Annotated in this window: 16 protein-coding genes and 1 pseudogene; 4 read left to right on the top strand and 13 right to left on the bottom strand. The window is 31.5% G+C overall.

The features are described 5' to 3' along the window. Nucleotides 1-61 precede the first annotated feature (61 nt). Together msbA (GYW75_RS08835) and msbA (GYW75_RS08830) are read right to left on the bottom strand one after the other, a co-directional pair. Nucleotides 62-1,801, bottom strand: a complete 1,740-nt coding sequence (gene msbA, locus GYW75_RS08835; protein WP_174799165.1) for a lipid A ABC transporter ATP-binding protein/permease MsbA — start codon at nucleotides 1,799-1,801, stop codon at nucleotides 62-64. A 44-nt stretch (nucleotides 1,802-1,845) separates the two neighbouring features. After that, the gene (gene msbA, locus GYW75_RS08830) at nucleotides 1,846-3,582 is read right to left on the bottom strand and encodes a lipid A export permease/ATP-binding protein MsbA (RefSeq protein WP_174799098.1); all 1,737 of its coding nucleotides are present in this window, start codon (nucleotides 3,580-3,582) and stop codon (nucleotides 1,846-1,848) included. Between the two features lie 148 nt (nucleotides 3,583-3,730). Here msbA (GYW75_RS08830) and GYW75_RS08825 point away from each other — a divergent pair. Then, nucleotides 3,731-4,880, top strand: a pseudogene (locus GYW75_RS08825) (IS3 family transposase). A 495-nt stretch (nucleotides 4,881-5,375) separates the two neighbouring features. Here GYW75_RS08825 and GYW75_RS08820 read toward each other — a convergent pair. The 3 genes from GYW75_RS08820 to GYW75_RS08810 form a co-directional block, all read right to left on the bottom strand. Beyond that, a complete protein-coding gene (locus tag GYW75_RS08820) occupies nucleotides 5,376-6,494 on the bottom strand; it encodes a glycosyltransferase (protein WP_174799097.1) in 1,119 nt (372 codons plus the stop codon). Between the two features lie 246 nt (nucleotides 6,495-6,740). Continuing rightward, entirely contained in the window at nucleotides 6,741-8,039 is a 1,299-nt protein-coding gene (locus GYW75_RS08815) for a UDP-glucose dehydrogenase family protein (protein WP_174799095.1), read from the bottom strand. 15 nt (nucleotides 8,040-8,054) lie between these two features. After that, nucleotides 8,055-9,005, bottom strand: coding sequence for a UDP-glucuronic acid decarboxylase family protein (locus tag GYW75_RS08810; RefSeq protein WP_174799093.1), 951 nt, complete (start codon nucleotides 9,003-9,005; stop codon nucleotides 8,055-8,057). A 494-nt stretch (nucleotides 9,006-9,499) separates the two neighbouring features. On the opposite strand from GYW75_RS08810, the gene GYW75_RS08805 reads away from it, so the two are divergent. Beyond that, a complete protein-coding gene (locus tag GYW75_RS08805; protein WP_065610264.1) occupies nucleotides 9,500-10,393 on the top strand; it encodes a glycosyltransferase family 2 protein in 894 nt (297 codons plus the stop codon). Here the strand turns inward: GYW75_RS08805 and rfbD are convergent. From rfbD to rfbB, 4 genes are read right to left on the bottom strand one after another with little or no spacing between them, the layout of a single operon-like run. Then, complete coding sequence (gene rfbD / locus GYW75_RS08800) at nucleotides 10,385-11,251, bottom strand: dTDP-4-dehydrorhamnose reductase (RefSeq protein WP_174799092.1); 867 nt, start codon at nucleotides 11,249-11,251, stop codon at nucleotides 10,385-10,387. The two genes, GYW75_RS08805 and rfbD, sit on opposite strands and share 9 nt — an antisense overlap. 7 nt (nucleotides 11,252-11,258) lie before the next feature. Further along, nucleotides 11,259-11,789 carry a dTDP-4-dehydrorhamnose 3,5-epimerase gene (gene rfbC, locus GYW75_RS08795; RefSeq protein WP_174799090.1) on the bottom strand — a complete coding sequence of 177 codons (531 nt, stop codon included), beginning with the start codon at nucleotides 11,787-11,789 and terminating at the stop codon, nucleotides 11,259-11,261. 13 nt (nucleotides 11,790-11,802) lie between these two features. Next, nucleotides 11,803-12,669, bottom strand: coding sequence for a glucose-1-phosphate thymidylyltransferase RfbA (gene rfbA, locus GYW75_RS08790; protein WP_065626154.1), 867 nt, complete (start codon nucleotides 12,667-12,669; stop codon nucleotides 11,803-11,805). Nucleotides 12,670-12,682: 13 nt separating this feature from the next. Continuing rightward, entirely contained in the window at nucleotides 12,683-13,744 is a 1,062-nt protein-coding gene (rfbB, locus tag GYW75_RS08785; protein ID WP_174799088.1) for a dTDP-glucose 4,6-dehydratase, read from the bottom strand. Nucleotides 13,745-13,940: 196 nt separating this feature from the next. Here rfbB and GYW75_RS08780 point away from each other — a divergent pair, with 196 nt between their 5' ends. Further along, nucleotides 13,941-14,858 carry a hypothetical protein gene (locus GYW75_RS08780; RefSeq protein WP_238786448.1) on the top strand — a complete coding sequence of 306 codons (918 nt, stop codon included), beginning with the start codon at nucleotides 13,941-13,943 and terminating at the stop codon, nucleotides 14,856-14,858. Between the two features lie 13 nt (nucleotides 14,859-14,871). Then, entirely contained in the window at nucleotides 14,872-15,906 is a 1,035-nt protein-coding gene (locus GYW75_RS08775; protein ID WP_174799085.1) for a glycosyltransferase family 2 protein, read from the top strand. Nucleotides 15,907-15,971: 65 nt separating this feature from the next. Here the strand turns inward: GYW75_RS08775 and GYW75_RS08770 are convergent, their stop codons facing one another. From GYW75_RS08770 to GYW75_RS08755, 4 genes are read right to left on the bottom strand one after another with little or no spacing between them, the layout of a single operon-like run. After that, nucleotides 15,972-17,231, bottom strand: coding sequence for a sigma 54-interacting transcriptional regulator (locus GYW75_RS08770; protein WP_174799083.1), 1,260 nt, complete (start codon nucleotides 17,229-17,231; stop codon nucleotides 15,972-15,974). Beyond that, nucleotides 17,194-18,237: a beta-N-acetylhexosaminidase gene (gene nagZ, locus GYW75_RS08765; RefSeq protein WP_174799081.1), complete on the bottom strand. Its 1,044-nt coding sequence runs from the start codon at nucleotides 18,235-18,237 to the stop codon at nucleotides 17,194-17,196. The genes GYW75_RS08770 and nagZ overlap by 38 nt, the downstream gene beginning before the upstream one ends. After that, nucleotides 18,237-18,872, bottom strand: coding sequence for a penicillin-binding protein activator LpoB (locus GYW75_RS08760; RefSeq protein ID WP_174799080.1), 636 nt, complete (start codon nucleotides 18,870-18,872; stop codon nucleotides 18,237-18,239). The genes nagZ and GYW75_RS08760 overlap by 1 nt, the downstream gene beginning before the upstream one ends. Before the next feature lie 7 nt (nucleotides 18,873-18,879). Next, entirely contained in the window at nucleotides 18,880-19,227 is a 348-nt protein-coding gene (locus GYW75_RS08755; RefSeq protein ID WP_065560728.1) for an HIT domain-containing protein, read from the bottom strand. Between the last annotated feature and the right edge of the window lie 287 nt (nucleotides 19,228-19,514).

Below are 19,514 nucleotides of genomic sequence, written 5' to 3'. Positions count from 1 at the left end.
GCCTATATTCTATTGAGTTTAATAATGATTAATGAACTATTTCTTATAACAACATTACAGCTTATAAATGATTTGCTTGATATAATTTATTATAAACACCATCTTTTAGAAGTAATTCATGATGTGTTCCCTGTTCTATAATCTCTCCGGCATCAATAACTAGTATTTCATCAGCATTCTCAATGGTTGATAATCGATGTGCAATAACAATTGAAGTACGCCCTTTTTGTAGTTCAGAAAGCGCTTGTTGTATTGCATATTCCGATTCAGTATCTAAGGCTGATGTTGCTTCATCTAAAATCAATATAGGATTATCACGTAATAGCGCTCGAGCAATTGCTATTCTTTGCCTTTGCCCTCCAGATAATAGTATTCCACTTTCTCCCACTTTAGTATTAAATCCATGCTCACTTTGCATTATAAAATCATAAGCGTAGGCTTTTTTTGCAGCTTCTTCTATTTGTTGTTGTGTATATTCACCAATTCTTCCATAGGCAATGTTATTAGCAATTGTATCGTTAAAAAGATGAATGTTTTGTGATACTAAACCTATTTGATCACGTAAACAATGTAATGTAAAATCATTAATGTTATGTCCATCAATTAAAATTTGTCCTTTAGGTACATCATAGAAACGAGTAAGTAAGCTTGCTATTGTCGTTTTTCCTGAACCGGAGCGACCAACTAAAGCTATTGTTTTTCCTGAAGGGACAGAAAAACTAATGTCTTTAAGAGCTGGCTCTTTTCTAGTTTCATAACTAAAAGTAACGTGATCAAATACAATATTTCCTTTTACACGATCAACACTAATAGATCCATTATCTTTTTCTAAAGGTTGTTCAAAGATTGCAAATAAAGTTTGACAAGCAGCCATTCCTTTTTGAAAATTTGCATTAACACTGGTTAAATTTTTAATAGGTTGCATTAATGCTACTAGCGATGAAAAAACGACAGTAAATTCTCCAGCTGTAATATTTAAATCAGGATCACTTGCGGTTAATAACACAAAAGCAATAGCAAATGAGATCACCAATTGTATTATTGGCGTTGATAGTGCGGAGATAGAAACTAAACGCATTCCATCACGGCGAAATTTATTGCTAACTTTTTCAAAATTTTTTGATTCTTCATTCTGTGCACCAAAAACAATAATTTCCCTATATCCCTTTAGCATTTGCTCAACTGCCATGGTGACATTTCCCATAGAATTTTGCATGTTTTTTGCCAATTTTCTAAATTTTACTGAAATAAAAGAAATTAATCCAATTACAATAGGAGTGACAACAAGTAAAGATAGTGATAATTGCCAACTATTATAAAACATTGTATAAAATAGCCCACATATAAAAGCTGATTCACGAATTATTGTAATTAAAGCATCCGATGAAGACGCTGCGACCTGATCTGTATCATATGTTATTCGCGACAATAACCTTCCTGTTGAGGATTGATCGTAAAAACTTACAGGTGCATCAACAAAATGTGCGAAAAGCCTCTGTCGAATGCGCATGACAATTTTACCAGAGATCAATGCTAATAATACAGAATAACCATAATTAGCAATACCACGAATAAACACTAAACCAAAAATATAGATAGGTGCCATATATAAAAACTCTCGGTCATTCATTGAAAAACCAAGATCAAGTAAAGGGCGTAATAGGCCTATTAATGAAGTATCGGCAAATGCACTAATTATTAACAAAATTATTGATATAAATAATACTAATTTATGTTGAGCAATATAGGGCCATAACTTAGTAAAAGTACACCAAGTTGAAGAGTCCTTATCAATATTGATACTTTCTTTATGATTATTTTGATTCATATTCATTATTTAATATATTATGATTTGAATTGCATTTTATGCATTAAGGCATAAATACCATTTTGTTCAATAAGGCTATGATGATTACCATCTTCTACAATTTCACCATTATCAATGACTAAAATTCGATCCGCTTTTTCAATGGTTGATAATCTATGAGCAATAACAATCGAAGTCCTATTTTTTTGTAAAACTTCAATGGCTTCTTGTACTAACCTTTCAGATTCATTATCTAGTGCTGAAGTCGCTTCATCCAAAATTAAAATTGGATTATTACGTAACAAAACTCTCGCAATAGCAATGCGTTGCCGTTGTCCTCCTGATAATAAAACACCATTATCACCTATTTCCGTATCTATTCCATTTTCTAGTTTATTTATAAATTCCATGGCATTAGCCAATTCAGCAACCTTAATTATTTCTTCTTGGCTATGTAATCCTTTTTCACCATAAACAATGTTATCTGCAATGGTACCATTAAATAAGTGCACTCGTTGAGAAACATACCCTATATGATTTCTTAATGACTTTAAGGTATAATCTTTAATATTAATACCATCTAAAAGTATTTCTCCTTTTTCTAAATCATAAAATCTTGGAATCAAACTTGCAATAGTTGACTTACCTGCACCTGATCGCCCTACTAAAGCAACCGTTTGACCAGCTTTAATTTTAAAATTAATATTATTAAGTACAGATGTACTGGTTGTAGGGTATTGATAGGTCACATTTCTAAATTCAATATTTCCAGTTATATGATTTGCATCAATTGTACCTTTATCTTCTTCAAGTGGAGCTTCTAAAAGCCCGAACAATGATTCACACGCTACAGCACCTTTTTGTAATTCAACATGTAGACTTGTTAACTCTCGCAAAGGGCGCATTATAGCTATCATTGCTGAAAAAACGACAGTAAAAGAGCCAGGAGTAATATCTAAACTCCGACTTGCAACAAGATATAATATTAAGGCTAGACCTAAAGTTGCAATCATTTGAATGATTGGTGTTGATAATCTTGAAACCATTTCAATCTTCAACATATCTCGCCGAAAAATATTAGTAATTTTATTAAAATTATTTTTTTCATACTCTTTAGCATTAAAAATTAAAACATCTTTATGGCCTTTTAACATTTCATCAGCCGAAGTTGTTATTTCACCCATACCTTTTTGCATTGACATTAATGTTTTTCTAAATTTTTTTGCAATAAATTGAGCAACACCAATTATTAATGGTATAAGAAAAATTAGCACTAATGCCAATTTCCAACTGCCATAAAACATAACAAAACATAAACCAATCGCATAGGTTATTTCACGAACAAGAATAATTAAAGCATCGGATGAGGCTTTAGAAAGCATCTGAGTATTATAGGTAATAATGGAAACAAGATCTCCCACAGAATGTTTATCATGAAAACTTACAGGACTTTTTAGCAAATGATTAAATATCATTTGCCTAAATTTAGTTATAACTTTACCAGATAACCATGAAAGACAGTATGTAGAAGCATAATTTGACAATCCACGTAATGCAATCAAACCAATAATTGCTATAGCAATGTAAACTAACAAAATGTAGTTTTTATTCATTAAACCATTATCTAGCAACGGTTTGGTTAGAGATATTAAGGTCGAATCTGTAGCTGCATTTAACAAAAGCCCTAGTATAGCAACAAATAAAGCTTTTTTATATTGTTTGACAAATGGCCATAGTTGTATAAGCGCAGTCAAAGAATTATATTTTTTGGGCATAATAATTTTTACAAAATAACAAATTTTATAGATTATACTATAAAAAAGCCGTATTGATTAAATTATTGAACTATTATCTGATCCTCGCCAAAAAAGTGGACAAAAGTCGCCTCTATGATATAAACAAAAATCATAGGAGACAAATATCATGGTCAAAAAATTTAGTATCGAATTTAAACAACAATCAGTGGATTATGCGTTATCTAATGCACACCTTTCTATCAGCGAACTTACCAATCATCTAGGTGTGGGTAAATCAACCCTAGATAAATGGATTAGGCAACTTTCCCCGAATAAAACCAGCCGTCGAGAGTTAACCGCTGAGCAACAGCGGATTATGGCGTTAGAAAAAGAGATTAAAGAACTGAAAATGGCTAATGATATACTAAAAAAGGCGCATGTGCATATCATCAACAATCCAAGTCGATGAAGTACGCTTATATGAAAAATCATTTAACCTGCTATCCCGTTACTAGGATATGCTCATTACTTGGTGTCAGTTCATCGGGTTATTATGCTTGGTTAAAAAGAGCAAACAAATCAGCTAAACTCAGCGAGTATATCCAAAAGCAGTATTGGCAACATAAAGCCCATCTGGGTGCACCAAGCCTGCTTCATGATGCAAGAGAAGCAGGCTATCAAGTTTCAGAAAGGACAATTAGCCGTGTTTTGCAACAATTGGGATTACGGAGTAAAGCAGCACGTAAATTCAAGTATAAAACAGACACGGCTCATCGCAATATTGCGCCCAACAAGTTAGATAGGCAATTTAACCCTGATAAGCCTAATAAAACAGGGGTAACCGATATTACTTATATTAAAACGGGTGAAGGTTGGTTATATTTGTCGGTGATTATCGATTTATATGGACGAAAAGTGATTGCTAGGCAAACCAGTCGCTACATAGACCGTCATTTAGTGTGTAATACATTAAAACAAGCCTTATTTCGGCGTCACTTTCCTAAAAATGTACTCATTCATAGTGACCAAAGAAGCCAATATCGCAGTGCTGATTTCAAGCAATTATTGTTACAATTGGGCTAAGGCAAAGCATGAGTCGAAGAGGAAACTGCTTTGATAATGCGGTTGTTGAGAGTTTTTTTCATACACTCAAAACCCATATTATTCATGACTGTTACTACAAAACGAGGAAACTGGCTAATAAAGCACTATTTGAATATATTGAAATCTATTATAATCGGATACGCCGTCATTCAGCCAATGGCTGGGTATCACTTGAACAATATGAACAACAATATTACCAAAACGAAAAAATGATAGAGGTGTGCACTGTCTAATATTTTGGCGAGGATCAAATATTTCCTTTTTCTACTTTCTTATAAATCACAAAACTCTTACTTTCCTAAAATTATATAAATTTTTAAATTTTATTGATGAAATTTTATTTATAACTACAATATAATAAAAACACTGCAGTTATTTATTTCTTATATCATAATATTTAGACTATTAACCGACCAAACTATTTATTTAAAAAATAATAGCATTTTTATAAATATAATATGTAGAAATTTCTCAGGTTGTTTACAGTAATTTGAAAAACTATTGTGATGAATATACCAAGAAACAAAATTAACGCCTTATCACACATATCTTATAAAAATACTGTCACAGATTCAGCTAAATGCTTTATGTTCAGTCGTCATGCTATTTATAACGTACTAAGGAAAACCCAATTAAAACTTTTTTCTTTCATTTTTCTAGGTATAAAGAGTTATTCAATTTTTAGCAATAATCATATTATAACAACTCTTGATACCTAAAAAAATCTCTTATAATTTCTTATATATTCGATAAATATAGTACGGAAAAAATAAATAACTACGAATAATAACTAATATTTTTCCAAAAATTACTTTAATAACTTTGGTTCTTTTATTAATCTGTTTCAAACGAGGAATATTGTTTTCTTTTTCAAAATGATATAGCCGTTTAAAAAAATCATAATTTTTATCTTTTGCCATATTTAAGTAATAACGTTCATCACTTTCAGGAAAAATATTTAGGTCTAAATCAAATATTAACTTATCATTACAATAATTTAAAAAATTAACCATTTTTTCTTCATTGTTATTACATTTTAATATTACCCATTGAGCCATAGAAACTAACTTTGAAATAAAAAGCTTCTCATGACCAACCAAATTATTAGTTTCAAGTAATTTGAAATAAAAATATTTCATTGCATCAATTACATCAAATAATTTTTTTTCATGGTTTGCTGTAAAATAAGTTTGATGCATTATCGAATTGCTTCTAAATACATAATTATATAGATTACAATCAATTCCATACAAATTTTTTGATGAACAAAGATATTGTAAAATAAATGCCATATCATCATGATAATGACCTGAAGGAAAATCAATATTAAATTCATTGATAATACTTTTTTTGAAGATTTTATTCCAAAGGACACTATTAACTTTATGTTTTAGATCAAAATTTAAGGAGTGATACCCAAAAATATTTAGCTTATGATAACTAATATCATCATCACGTACATCATATGATTCATCATATTTCACTATATTACAATTACACATAACAATGTCGACATTCTTTAGTCTTATTGTTTCTAACATTTTTTCGCACATAGTCGGCTCATACCAATCATCGCTATCACAAAACATGATGTATTCACCTCGTGCAATAGCTAGACCTCTATTTCTTGCAATTGCTGGACCTTTGTTTTCTTGACTTAACAAAACGATATGTGAATGCTTATTAGCATAATCTTTTAAAATGTTAGATGACTCATCAGTGGATCCATCATCAATACAAATAATTTCTATGTTAGATATTGTTTGATTTAACAAACTATCTATACTTTTTTTCAAATATTTATCACAATTGTAAACAGGTACAATAATTGATATATCTAATGACATTATAGCCTCATAATATTCAAATAAAATGGTTATTATTTTATTATTAATTATACAAATTAATTAAACGAGCCTCTATATACATATCAATAATATTGTTTTTCATTTAGTTACCTATCCTGCAATATGAAAAACCAAGCTTATTAGCAATAATAGAGCTATCCAAGACAACAAGTTTATAATGTTACTAATCATTCAACTACAAAAATCCGCATATCAATCCACCTTATCAATAATATTGTTTTTCATTTAGTTACCTATCCTGCAATATGAAAAACCAAGCTTATTAGCAATATCGCAATTTAGAAGATTACGAGTATCGAAAATGTTTTTATTTCTCATTGTTGATGCAATACGGTTTAAATCGTAACCTTTAAAATCATCCCATTCAGTTAAAATTACTAAAATATCTGCCCCATGAGCAACTGAATACATGTCATCAGCATAGCTGATTTTATCGTCAAGTAACTCTTTAGCATTTGCCATTCCTTTAGGATCATAGACAATAATTTTCATCTCAGATTTTAATAACTCTGTAATAATTTCCATTGCAGGACTTTCTCGGCAATCATCCGTACCACCTTTAAAAGCAAGCCCTAATACAGCAATTTTAGCATTTTTGACATTGCTTACTTTCGCAATAATTTTTTCGGCAATATTCTTTTTACGTTTTTCATTACCTTTTATTGCCGCATCGATCAGTGTAAGCTCCACACCATTTTGCTTAGCCATAAAATACATGGCATGAGTATCTTTAGGGAAGCAACTACCTCCATAACCAGGACCTGGATTTAAAAATTTATTACCAATACGAGAATCTAACCCCATTCCTTTGGCTACTTCATCTATATCTGCATGCGCCTTTTCACAAAAGTCAGCCATTTCATTAATATAATGGATTTTCATCGCTAAAAATGCATTAGAAGCATATTTGATCGTTTCGCTTGATCTTCTTTTTACAAATAAAATTTTTGATTTTTCAGCGAATGGTTTATATAACTCAGTTAATACTTCTTTAGCTTCATCTGAATCGGTTCCTATTACAATGCGATCAGGATTGAAAAAATCATAGACAGCAAAACCTTCTCTCAAAAATTCAGGCAAAGATACAACATCAAATTTTGCTTCTGGATTTCTTTTAGATATTAACATTTCAATATCATCACCTGTACCAACAGGAACGGTTGATTTAGTTGCAATAACCGTATAACCATCTAGATACTGAGCAAGTTCAGTAGCCGCCGCATGAACATATTTCATATCGGCTTCTTTAGTCACTGGATGTGGTGGTGTTCCCACTGCAATAAAAACAATATCTGCCTCCGCAACCCCTTCTTGCATAGAGGTTGTAAATGAAATATTTCCATTTTTTAAGTTTTTCTTTAATAGTTCTTCTAAACCATCTTCAAAAAGAGTAACTTCACCTTTTTGTAATTTTTCTATTTTTGACTTTTCTCTATCAATACAGATAACTTTATGGCCTAATTCTGCCAGCCCAACACCCGTAGGTAGTCCTACATATCCCGTACCAATAATACCTATTTGCATTATTTTTCACCTCTATTATTCATTTATTATTTCAGATTTAAAATATTCAATCGTTTTGTCTAAACCATGATCTAAATCAATCTTTGGTTTCCATAATAATTTTTCATTTGCTAGAGATATATCTGGTTTACGCTGAGTAGGGTCATCTTTGGGTAAGTCACAATAAATAATTTTTGAAGTTCCCCCGACTTTGGCTATAACTTTTTCGGCTAATTCTTTTATCGTAAATTCACTTGGGTTACCTGTATTTACTGGTCCCACAAAATCGTCTGAAGTTTTCATCATTTTAATGATTGCATCAATTAAATCATCTACATAACAAAATGATCGAGTTTGTGTGCCTTGTCCATAAATAGTGATATCCTCTCCACGTAGTGCTTGGCAAATAAAATTACTTACTACTCTTCCGTCTTTAGGATCCATTCTAGGACCATAAGTATTAAAAATACGAATAACTTTTATTCTTACATTTTCTTCACGAGAATAATCAAAAAATAAACTTTCTGCACAACGTTTTCCTTCATCATAGCAAGCTCTTATACCATTAGGGTTTACATTGCCACGATAACTTTCAACTTGAGGATGAACTAACGGATCACCATAAACTTCTGATGTGGAGGATAACAATATTTTGGCATTTTTCTCTTTTGCTAATTCAAGTAGATTAATTGCTCCATAAACACAAGTTTTTGTTGTCATTATGGCAGCTTTACCCTGATAAGCAGGAGGCGAGGCAGGACAGGCTAAATGATAAATTTCATCTAAATATCCATCAATTTCAATAGGATTAATAACATCATGGTTGATAAATGAAAAATTAGGGTGATCGATGATACTTGACAAGTTTTTCATTCGACCTGTATAGTTATTATCAACACAAATAACTTTATTCCCTTCATTGATCAACCTTATACATAAATTTGATCCAAGAAAACCGCTCCCACCTGTTACCAAAATGCTTGCCATTTATAATCTCCAATTGAATAAAGACGTTATGATTTTTAGTAAAAATGAATTACTATCTTTTATTTAAATTGATTTATCTTTCTGATTAAGTACGAATTAAAAAAAATTACATTTTTTATTTTAAGTTAACAGATTCTGAAATGAACAATAAATCTATTTTCATGCCCTTTCAAATAAACGAGACCTTATTCAACTTAATAAGTTGGGGAGTATAACTATATTATCGTATTTTTGACAATATTTTTTGTAATTTTTTTGTAATTACCTATAGTAATAGTAATACAGTGTTATAGAAATCCATAACTAATTTCTATCAATAACGAATTAATTCTTTTAATTTAAATAAAAATATCAATAAAAATTCTATCAACATTTTTTTAAGTAGGAAATAGCTTATTAAAATAGTATAATCTTATCAATTTGTATAGTAATCTTTCCTAAAAATAGAAAGTTATAATATAATAGAGTTATAATAAATACTCATAACTACATAAATGAAAATTACGGCTATAATCATTTTATACAATGAAAATATTAAAAATTCTAAAACTTTCGAATCATTATTAAATTCAGATAGAAGTGATATTACTTTAAATGTAATTATATGGAATAATGGCCCAAAAGCACTTAACTTACAAGAATGTAGACAATATAAATCCATTTGTGACAGTAAGAACATTAACCTTTCTATCTATGAGAATCTTTACAATATTGCTTTAAGTAAAATCTATAATTTTTTTATCAACCAAGTAAGTTTTGATTTTTTCACTATTTTGGATCAAGACTCGATATTGAATAATGATTTTTTCCAAAATATTAAGATAAATAATGATTTTGATGTCATTGTTCCTCAAGTTTATTCTGCTGGATGGGTTTCAAAAGAAAACTCATTATGTTTTCCAATATATCATGAAAATCGGAAACTTTTTGATAAAAAAGTTTTTGCAATGGGAGAAATTGAGTCTATCTCATCTGGATTAACTCTATCTAATCAATTAATAAAGTACATAAGTAAAAGCAAACAAGAGTTTTTTAACGAACGTTACGCGCTTTATGCTATAGATACCAGTTTTTTCCTTGATTTGATAGAATTAAAACAAACCGAATTTAAAGGAATATGTGTAGGGAAAATTAGCCATTCTTTAGATTTTAATTTACAAGATCGAAAAAAAATAAGCCCTATGAGAAGACTAGAAATGGAATATTCAAAAGTATTAAACAAAATTTTTTATGATAAAAAAAGTCGTTTAAATGTCTTTTTGTACCTACTTAGAAAATTTACAAGAAGAGAGTATTCATGCTCAGAATTTCTCAAATTAGCTAAATGTCTTTTTAGGAAAAAACACCCTCGTTCTTGTATACCTCTAACAATGAATCAATTACTCTAAATAGATGCAAGGAATCACATCCATTAATGCTTTGTTCCAATCAGATGCTTTTATATCTAACTGTTTTATTTTATCCATATTTAAAACAGAGTATAATGGCCTTTTAGCCTTAGTTGGATATGCTGAGGTTAAAATTGGCTTTATTGTTACGTTGCTATTAGTCATAAGATTTAATTCATGAGCTGTTGCAAATATCTTAGAGGCAAACTGGAACCAACTTACGTACTTATCGCCACAATAATGATATATACCACCTTGAATATCATTCATTAGCATTTCTAAAATCGTTTTAGCAATATCACCAGCATAAGTTGGACATCCTAACTGATCATCAATAATGGTTAATTCAGGTCTAGTTTGACTAAGCTTTAACATCGTTTTGACAAAATTATTGCCATACTCACTAAAAACCCAAGAGGTTCTAATTACAATTGCAGTGGAATAATTGTCTAAGGCAGACAACTCACCAACTCGTTTAGTCTCACCATAGACATTAACTGGATTGGTTAAATCATCCTCTAAATAAGGAGAACGTTTAGTCCCATCGAAAACATAATCGGTCGAAACATGAACTAGTTTTGCATGATATTTTTTAGCAACTGTTGCTAAATTCTTAGGACCGACAGCATTAACTTTATAAGCTAATTCATATTCATCTTCCGCTTTATCCACTGCTGTATATGCTGCGGCATTTACAATGGCATCAGGTCTATGCAAGGCAACAAAATCATCAACAACTAAACCATCAGTTATATCTAATTGCTGGCTGTCAGTGGCAAGTAATTGCCAATCTGAAGGAAAGATATTTTTAAAACAATGGCCTAACTGACCATTAGCACCAGTTAACAAAACTTTCATCAATTAACTATAACTCCTGTAGTTTTTTGCCTAACTTATCTTTTGCCGATAGTAATGGATTTGAAATCGGCCAACTGATATTTACTGTAGGATCGTTCCACAATAAACACCCTTCTGACTTAGGATCATAATAGTTAGTACATTTATATTCAAAGTCAGCAATATCTGACAGTACAGCAAAACCATGAGCAAGTCCAGGTGGAATCCACAACTGTGTTTTATTTTCTTCTGTTAAGGTAACGCCAACCCACTTTCCATAAGTAGGGGAATATTTACGAATATCGACAGCCACATCAAAAACTTCACCTCTAACAACTCGAACTAGTTTACCTTGAGGGTTTTCCTTTTGAAAATGTAATCCTCTTAATACATCTTTTTGTGAACGCGAATGATTATCTTGAACAAAATTAAGTTCTATACCTAACATTTCTTGATACCGTTTTTGTTCGAAAGTTTCAAGAAAAAAGCCTCGTTCATCACCAAACACTTTCGGTTTTATAATTTTTACATCCGCAATATTAGTTGAAATAACTTCCATTTGTCCACCTATTCTATTGTTCTATCAATCTTGCTAAATATTGTCCATATAATGTTTTACCTGAACTAATGGCTTCTTCTTTGACCTGTTCAGCGCTGAGCCAGCCATTACGATAAGCAATCTCTTCAAGGCAAGCAACTTTGAGTCCTTGTCTTTTTTCTATTACTTGAACAAACGATGACGCTTCAAGCAAACTGTCATGTGTACCTGTATCAAGCCAAGCAAAACCGCGTCCTAGGATCTCAACATTTAACAGTCCTGCATCCAAATACATTTGATTAAGAGTTGTAATTTCTAGCTCACCACGATGAGATGGTTTGACTTGTTTTGCCATTTCAACCACATTTTCATCATAAAAATAAAGCCCCGTTACAGCCCAATTAGATTTTGGTTTAATTGGTTTTTCTTCAATTGATAATGCTTTAAAGTTTTCATCAAAATCAACAACCCCAAATCGTTCAGGATCCACTACCTGATAACCAAAAATTGTTGCACCTTCTTTTTGAGCTGCAACTCTTACCAATTTTTTGCCAAAGCTTTCGCCAAAAAATAAATTATCACCTAACACTAAAGAACAGCGTTGTTTTTGAATAAACTCCTCACCGATTAAAAAAGCTTGTGCCAAACCTTCTGGCTTAGGTTGCTGTGCATAACTTAGTTTGACACCAAAACGGGAACCGTCACCTAGCAATCGTTGAAACATAGGTAAATCATCGGGTGTTGTGATTATTAAAATATCACGAATTCCGGCAAGCATGAGTACAGATAAAGGATAATAAATCATCGGTTTATCATAAACAGGTAACAACTGTTTTGAAATACCTCGAGTTATGGGATAAAGACGGGTTCCTGACCCACCAGCTAATACAATACCTTTCATAAAGTTACCTATATTAAATAATTCCTTGTCGTGATCTTGCATATGAGCCATCTTTAATATGATCACACCATTGTTTGTTTTGTAGATACCACTCTACTGTTTTACGCATTCCTGTTTGGAATGTCTCTTGTGGTTTCCAACCCAAATCTTGATAGATCTTTGATGCATCAATAGCATAACGTTGATCATGACCGGGCCTATCGGTAACATAAGTAATCAGATCTTTATAACACTTAACACCATTTGGCTTATTTGGAACGAGTTCTTCAAGTAATTCACAAATGATATTTACAACATCAATATTCTTTTGTTCATTGTGCCCACCAATATTATAAGTCTCACCTACTTTTGCTTTAGTTGCAACAAGATAAAGTGCTCTTGCATGATCTTCAACATATAACCAGTCTCTAATTTGTAGACCATTACCATATATGGGCAACGGCTTACCTTCGAGAGCATTAAGTATCATTAATGGGATTAGTTTTTCTGGAAAATGGTATGGGCCATAGTTATTTGAGCAATTAGTAATAACTGTAGGTAAACCAAAGGTTCTATGCCATGCACGGACTAAATGATCACTTGAAGCTTTCGATGCCGAATATGGGCTACTTGGCGAATAAGGTGTTTTTTCAGTGAATAAATCATTCGTTCCATGCAGATCACCATATACTTCATCAGTTGAAATATGATGAAAACGAAATATAGATTGTTTGGTTGCCTCTAGCGTTTTCCAATAAGCTAAAGATGCTTCTAATAGAGTATAAGTACCTATTATATTGGTGTCTATAAATGCAGAAGGATTATCAATAGAACGGTCAACATGACTTTCGGCAGCTAAGTGCATAATAATATCGGGGCAAAAGCTAGCCATGACAACATCAAGTTCCTTTCTATCACAAATATCGATTTGTTTGAAATGATATCGTTTATTCTCAGATACGCTATCTAATGATTCTAAATTCCCAGCATAAGTTAATTTATCAATAACTAATACTTCATCATTAGTTTGTTCAATAATATGTCTCACAACAGCAGAACCAATAAAACCAGCTCCTCCTGTAACAATCACTTTCATTAATTAATCCTCTAAAATCTTATGCACGGAATAATAATAACAAAGTCAATAAATAGCAATATTTAGAATTAGGTATTAATCGTTACATTTTCAAAAAAGAGCTGAATTTCTCATCATTTTGCAAACATTGTATTCGTAATTCTTTATATGTTATATTGTTACAATATTTTTGCCGCTTAGTTTGTTCAAAATCAACATGAGAATAAATGTATTAACTGTGCTTTATAATTGCACTTTATCTGATTCTGCAACGTTAAACTCAATTTTACAAGCAAATTTGGAATCCACTAAATTAAATATGATTATTTGGAATAATGGACCAACTTTACTTGAAAAACAAGATATTAATAATTATCTAAAATCAACTCAAAAAAAAGGAATAACAACATCAATTTATCAAGATGTTCGAAACCTATCATTAAGTAAAATTTATAATCATTTTATTAATAAAATAGATTACGATTTTTTTGTTATTTTTGATCAAGATTCTAATGTTGATTTTTCTTTCTTCCAAAATATCTATCATAATAGCCAATATGCAATTATTTGCCCAGCAATTTTCCCTAAGCAAAAAATTGGCAAGCAATGTTTTCCTTCTGATTTTGAACAAAGAGAGCAAGTTGTACCTTTGGGAGAATTCAGCCTAAGCAATACCAGAACCATCAATTCTGGTACCGCATTATCAAAAGATTTAATTGATAAATTACTAGTTAATCATCATTATGTTTTTGATGAAAAATTTGCTTTCTATCATACAGATCATCGATTATTTGATTTAATTCATGCAACACCACAAACTGCGATGTTAAAAGGCTTATGTATAGGAAAAATGTATCATGATATGACTTGTGAAATCTCCTATGATGAACTTAGCGAACGAGCAAGGCTTGAAATTGCTTATGCAAAAATGTTAATGCGAATGTATCGAGCTCGCAATCCTAAAATTGAAGTACGCCGAAATTTATTTTATGCTTATAAAATGAAGAAAAAAGACAATTTAAGTTTTAAAAGCTTTTTAAAATTATTGAAATGTGTAATAACAAAAAAACATCCTCGTTCATACGCATCCATAGGCAAAGATGTCAAACCAACTAACAGCAATATTTTTTCTTAAAAGATATTTTACTATGGAAAATGAAAAATTAATACTTAACCTTTCTATCATTATTCCTTGCTATAATGTTGAAAATTACATTGAACAGTGTCTCAATTCTATTGTTCAACAAACTGTTCAACCTAAGGAAATTATATGTATAGACGATGGTGCGACTGACAACACTGCTAATGTTATTCAAGCCTTTGCTCAAAAATTTTCTTGTGTAAAATATATATATCAAACTAATCAAGGGGTTAGCCAAGCTAGAAATATCGGAATTAATCAAGCAACAGGGCAATACATTCAATTCGTCGATCCTGATGATATTTTACATCCTAATTTATTTGCAACATTTTTAAAAGTCTTAAAAATTAGTAATGTTATTGAGTTATTCTATTTTGAAAACCAAAACTTTGAAAAATTAGAGAATATAGAATTTAATAATAATGACAATAGTTTAATCAGATTTGACACTGGTAATGAGCTATTTACGCATATAATTGAAAATAAAAAATACCCTGGCGCATGTTGGAAATATATTTTTAAAAAGGAAGCGCTCAATTTACGATTTGAAGGAAGAAATCACGAAGATCACTTAATAACATTGGATGTACTATTATCTGCAAATTTAACTTATTACTCAAAAAGTCCTTTATATTATTATAGAAAAAGAGCTAACTCATTAACTAACAATAAAAAGATAAGTAAACAATATATTGAACTATATGCTCAAATCATCAATAAGTGCACAAAGTACGTACAAAAAACCAATCTATTACCAAAAACAAAAACACAATACATAAATTTTCTACGTTCTGATTACCTTTTTAATATCAATATCTATTATTTATATAAAGAAAAACCACCAATAATAGAAATTTACATGCATATATATACACGATTATTTATAAAAAATAATGCAAAAAAACTGAGCAATATATTGTATATAATACGTTATGGGATTAGAAAAAAAATACCTTTAAAACACATTATCATATTTATAAGAGCTTCATTGAATAAAGACATTAATTTTATAACTAACAAAATAAATGCCTTGCTAAATTAACATTAATAACAAACTCTTATCATAAAGTATAAAGCAAGCAAATATTTCTTGCTTGTTTTATAAACTTACCGCCCTATCCCATAATCCCGCAACTTATTTGCAATCGCTGTATGCGACACACCTAATCTTTTGGCCAGCTTTCTTGAGCTTGGGTATTGATCATATAATTTTAATAAGATCTCTTTTTCAAACTGTTTAGTTATTTCATCAAGAGTTTTATTTTCAATATTGTTGACCCATGATAATTGCGATGTGATTGGAGTCGGTAACACAATGTCTTTGACCGTTAACCTAGGCGAAGTCAATTGCGCTAATGCCGAATAAAGTATGTTTTTAAGTTGCCTTACATTACCTGGCCATGAGTAACGGGTAAAATTATCAATAACATTATCATCAATTGTTGGTGGTATGATACCTTGTTTATTGGCATATTCATTTACAAAAATATGCGTAAGTGATTCAATATCGTCTTTACGCTGTTGTAAAGAAGGTAAATTAAGCGATAGTACGTTAAGTCGGTAATAAAGATCTTTTCTAAATTTACCTTGTTCAACCAAATCAGCTAAATCGACCTTTGTTGCACAAATAATTCTAACATCGACATAAACTTCATCATCATCACCCACACGGCGGAAATAGCCATCATTGATAAAACGTAATAATTTAGTTTGCATTTGAAACGACATTTCATCAATGCCATCAAGCAATACTGAGCCACCGTTGGCTTGTTCAAAAAAGCCTTTTTTACCTTCAATAGCGCCAGGATAAGCACCAGCTGCATGCCCGTATAATTCACTTTCAACAACCTCATCAGGCATAGCTGCACAATTTAATGCTAGAAAAGCCTGATCGCCACGTGAACTGTATTGATGACAAGCATTAGCAAGTAAATCTTTACCTGTACCAGTTTCGCCAGAGATAAGCAATGGTTCTCTTTGCATTGAGAATGCTTTAGCTTGAGCGATAAGTTTTTGCATGACTAAACTTTGGCTGGCAAAAATATCAAAAGCTTGAGAACCAACAACCTTTATTTTTGATAACCTTTTTTTTAAATACTCAATTGGTTGTAAAATAAATATTGTTTTAGATGATTCCATCACTTTTTGCAATAAAACGTGCTGAGAATTTAACACAATAATCGTATCATCTTGTCCATCTATATTTATTGTATTATCAAGATTGAAGACCTTTTTATAATTAAAGGGTTGATTTAATACTAAATCGTTTTGAGCAAATAGTGCTCTAGCTACATGATTATAGGCAACCAGAAGTTGGTCATTATCCATTTCAATGATTGCTGCTTGCATACTCTGTCCACTTTTCATTAAGTTTTAATAAATTATCACGACGATGTTGCCACTCAGAACTTTTTGTTAATTCTACATAGGTGATTTTTGTATTGGTTAATAAACATTTTGCTTTATCTGATGTTAAGGAATGAATCTTATCTAATGCTGCTAATTGGTCTAAAATAGCTAATGTCCCTTGCCTATTATTACAAGCCAAAAGCAGATCACAACCAGCAGCTAACGCAGCTTGGGCTCGCTCAGCATGATTCCCCATTACTGAAGCACCTTCCATTGATAAATCATCAGAAAAGATTACACCATCAAAATGTAATTGCTCACGAAGCACTGTTTTAAGCCAATATGGCGAACCGCTAGCAGGTTTATTATTAAAAGCAGGATAGATAACATGAGCAGGCATGATTGCATCAAGTTTTTTATCCGCAATCAATTTGGCAAAAATTTGCATATCAAGTTCAATAAGCGACTTTTCGCGATGATCTACAGGCGTTTCTTTATGTGAATCAGCAATCACATGACCATGCCCAGGAAAATGCTTACCTGTAGTTTTCATACCTGCAGCATGCATACCATCAATCATAGCGGAAGCAACTTGATAAGCAATATCGACATCTTGATGAAAAGAACGTGTACCGATAGCAAGACAATCGTGACCTAAATCTAAAACGGGCGCATAGCTAAGATCGATATCAAAAGCAATAAGTTCCATAGCAAGAACCCAACCGGCATCAAAAGCCAAAGACTTTGCTTGCTCAAGGTTATTAAGTGCCGCAAACGATTGCGCAGGAGGAATTGCCGTAAACCCCTCTCTAAATCGCTGAACTCGCCCACCTTCATGATCGACCGAAATTAATAAACGCTGTGAAGAGGCAGATCGAATCTGTTTTATCAATGCCATCAATTGAGCTTGATCTTGATAATTACGACTAAATAAAATCACCCCTGCAATCAATGGATTTTGCAACAGTTTTTTATCTTCTTCAGTTAATGCTAAACCTTCAACATCAATCAACAATGGTCCCATTATTTGTTGTCCTCAATAACTTTATTTGTTTCCTTATTGATATCAGGCTGCTTAGGAAAATCTTTAGATGCAACTCTGGTTAGGATTTCTCCACTTTGTGTTGAAATTAATTCCATTGCCAGATCGACATCATTGCTTGCACTTGGTACTTTATATATTGTGGTGAAAAGAACATAGCTAGCATTTATCGATTTAGCCAGTCCAATCATCTTACCTCGTGATACCAACTTATCATCAGCTGAAATCCCCAATGATTGTTTAGCTTGGCTTATTGTCTGTCTATCTACTACTGTAAACGTATTTTGCTTATGCATTAACTGATGTAATGCTTCATCTATTTGATTATTTGCAATATAATCACCACTCCGGTTTTGAATATCACTAATAAAAATAAGTTTATTGTCTGAATTTGAAAGTGGCACATTAACTAATTTCTTGATAAATGGTGATAATACCGAATTCCAATCAGTCTGTTTAGCAATTTCAGGAGGCATTTCAATCACACCGGTATCATCAGGTTGATTAACATCAACAGGCGGTTTTACTTCGGTTTTTTGAGAGTTTCCAAGAAGATGACAACCCGCTAACAAAAAAGCTAATGAGCTAACAACAAATATACGCTTGATCTGTTTCATATCATGATTAACCTATTAATCTACCTAAATTTTTACCGCCTAATAAATGCATATGAAGATGAAAAACCTCTTGCCCTGCATCTTTATTACAATTCATGATTAAACGATATCCACTTTCATCAATACCTTCTTGTTTTGCAATTTTGGCAGCAACAACCATCATATGCCCAATAATGGTTTCATCTTCTTCCTTAATATCATTAACCGTTGGGATAAGTTTGTTAGGAATAATTAGAATATGTGTCGGCGCTTGAGGAGAAATATCACGAAATGCCGTTACTTTATCATCTTGAAAAACAATATCAGCTGGGATTTCTTTTCGAATGATTTTGCTAAAAATAGTTTCCTGAACCATCAAACACTCCTTTTATACATACGTCTATAAGTAAAAATGATAGGTACTCATAAGCATAGCATATTTTGATAACAAAAATGTATAGAAATCGTTACATTTTAAAATGCATTTTTACAACCACAAAAATCGGTCAGGAAAGGTATTGATTTTATTGAAGTTTTTTCCTGCTTTTTTTGACGTTTTTTCAAAAGAATTTCATAAAAAACAGTCATAAAAACAGATACTTCCTATCAAATAAAAGTGACACTGTCTTACAAAGAATCTTGGCATATTCATTTGTCAAACCC

Source organism: Gilliamella sp. ESL0232, assembly GCF_013346885.1.
Classification (GTDB): domain Bacteria; phylum Pseudomonadota; class Gammaproteobacteria; order Enterobacterales; family Orbaceae; genus Gilliamella; species Gilliamella bombi.
The sequence above is the reverse complement of the archived record's forward strand: the minus strand, read 5'-3'. Positions and strand labels throughout refer to the sequence as shown.

Bases quoted from the DNA above. Each gene is read 5' to 3' on its own strand.
- GYW75_RS08760 (WP_174799080.1), bottom strand. From the start codon at position 18,872: ATGAAACAGATCAAGCGTATATTTGTTGTTAGCTCATTAGCTTTTTTG.
- GYW75_RS08820 (WP_174799097.1), bottom strand. From the start codon at position 6,494: ATGTCATTAGATATATCAATTATTGTACCTGTTTACAATTGTGATAAA.
- GYW75_RS08775 (WP_174799085.1), top strand. From the start codon at position 14,872: ATGGAAAATGAAAAATTAATACTTAACCTTTCTATCATTATTCCTTGC.
- GYW75_RS08815 (WP_174799095.1), bottom strand. From the start codon at position 8,039: ATGCAAATAGGTATTATTGGTACGGGATATGTAGGACTACCTACGGGT.
- rfbD (WP_174799092.1), bottom strand. From the start codon at position 11,251: ATGAAAGTTTTGTTAACTGGTGCTAATGGTCAGTTAGGCCATTGTTTT.
- rfbB (WP_174799088.1), bottom strand. From the start codon at position 13,744: ATGAAAGTGATTGTTACAGGAGGAGCTGGTTTTATTGGTTCTGCTGTT.
- GYW75_RS08805 (WP_065610264.1), top strand. From the start codon at position 9,500: ATGAAAATTACGGCTATAATCATTTTATACAATGAAAATATTAAAAAT.
- GYW75_RS08810 (WP_174799093.1), bottom strand. From the start codon at position 9,005: ATGGCAAGCATTTTGGTAACAGGTGGGAGCGGTTTTCTTGGATCAAAT.
- rfbA (WP_065626154.1), bottom strand. From the start codon at position 12,669: ATGAAAGGTATTGTATTAGCTGGTGGGTCAGGAACCCGTCTTTATCCC.
- msbA (WP_174799098.1), bottom strand. From the start codon at position 3,582: ATGCCCAAAAAATATAATTCTTTGACTGCGCTTATACAACTATGGCCA.
- GYW75_RS08780 (WP_238786448.1), top strand. From the start codon at position 13,941: ATGAGAATAAATGTATTAACTGTGCTTTATAATTGCACTTTATCTGAT.
- GYW75_RS08755 (WP_065560728.1), bottom strand. From the start codon at position 19,227: ATGGTTCAGGAAACTATTTTTAGCAAAATCATTCGAAAAGAAATCCCA.
- nagZ (WP_174799081.1), bottom strand. From the start codon at position 18,237: ATGGGACCATTGTTGATTGATGTTGAAGGTTTAGCATTAACTGAAGAA.
- rfbC (WP_174799090.1), bottom strand. From the start codon at position 11,789: ATGGAAGTTATTTCAACTAATATTGCGGATGTAAAAATTATAAAACCG.
- GYW75_RS08770 (WP_174799083.1), bottom strand. From the start codon at position 17,231: ATGAAAAGTGGACAGAGTATGCAAGCAGCAATCATTGAAATGGATAAT.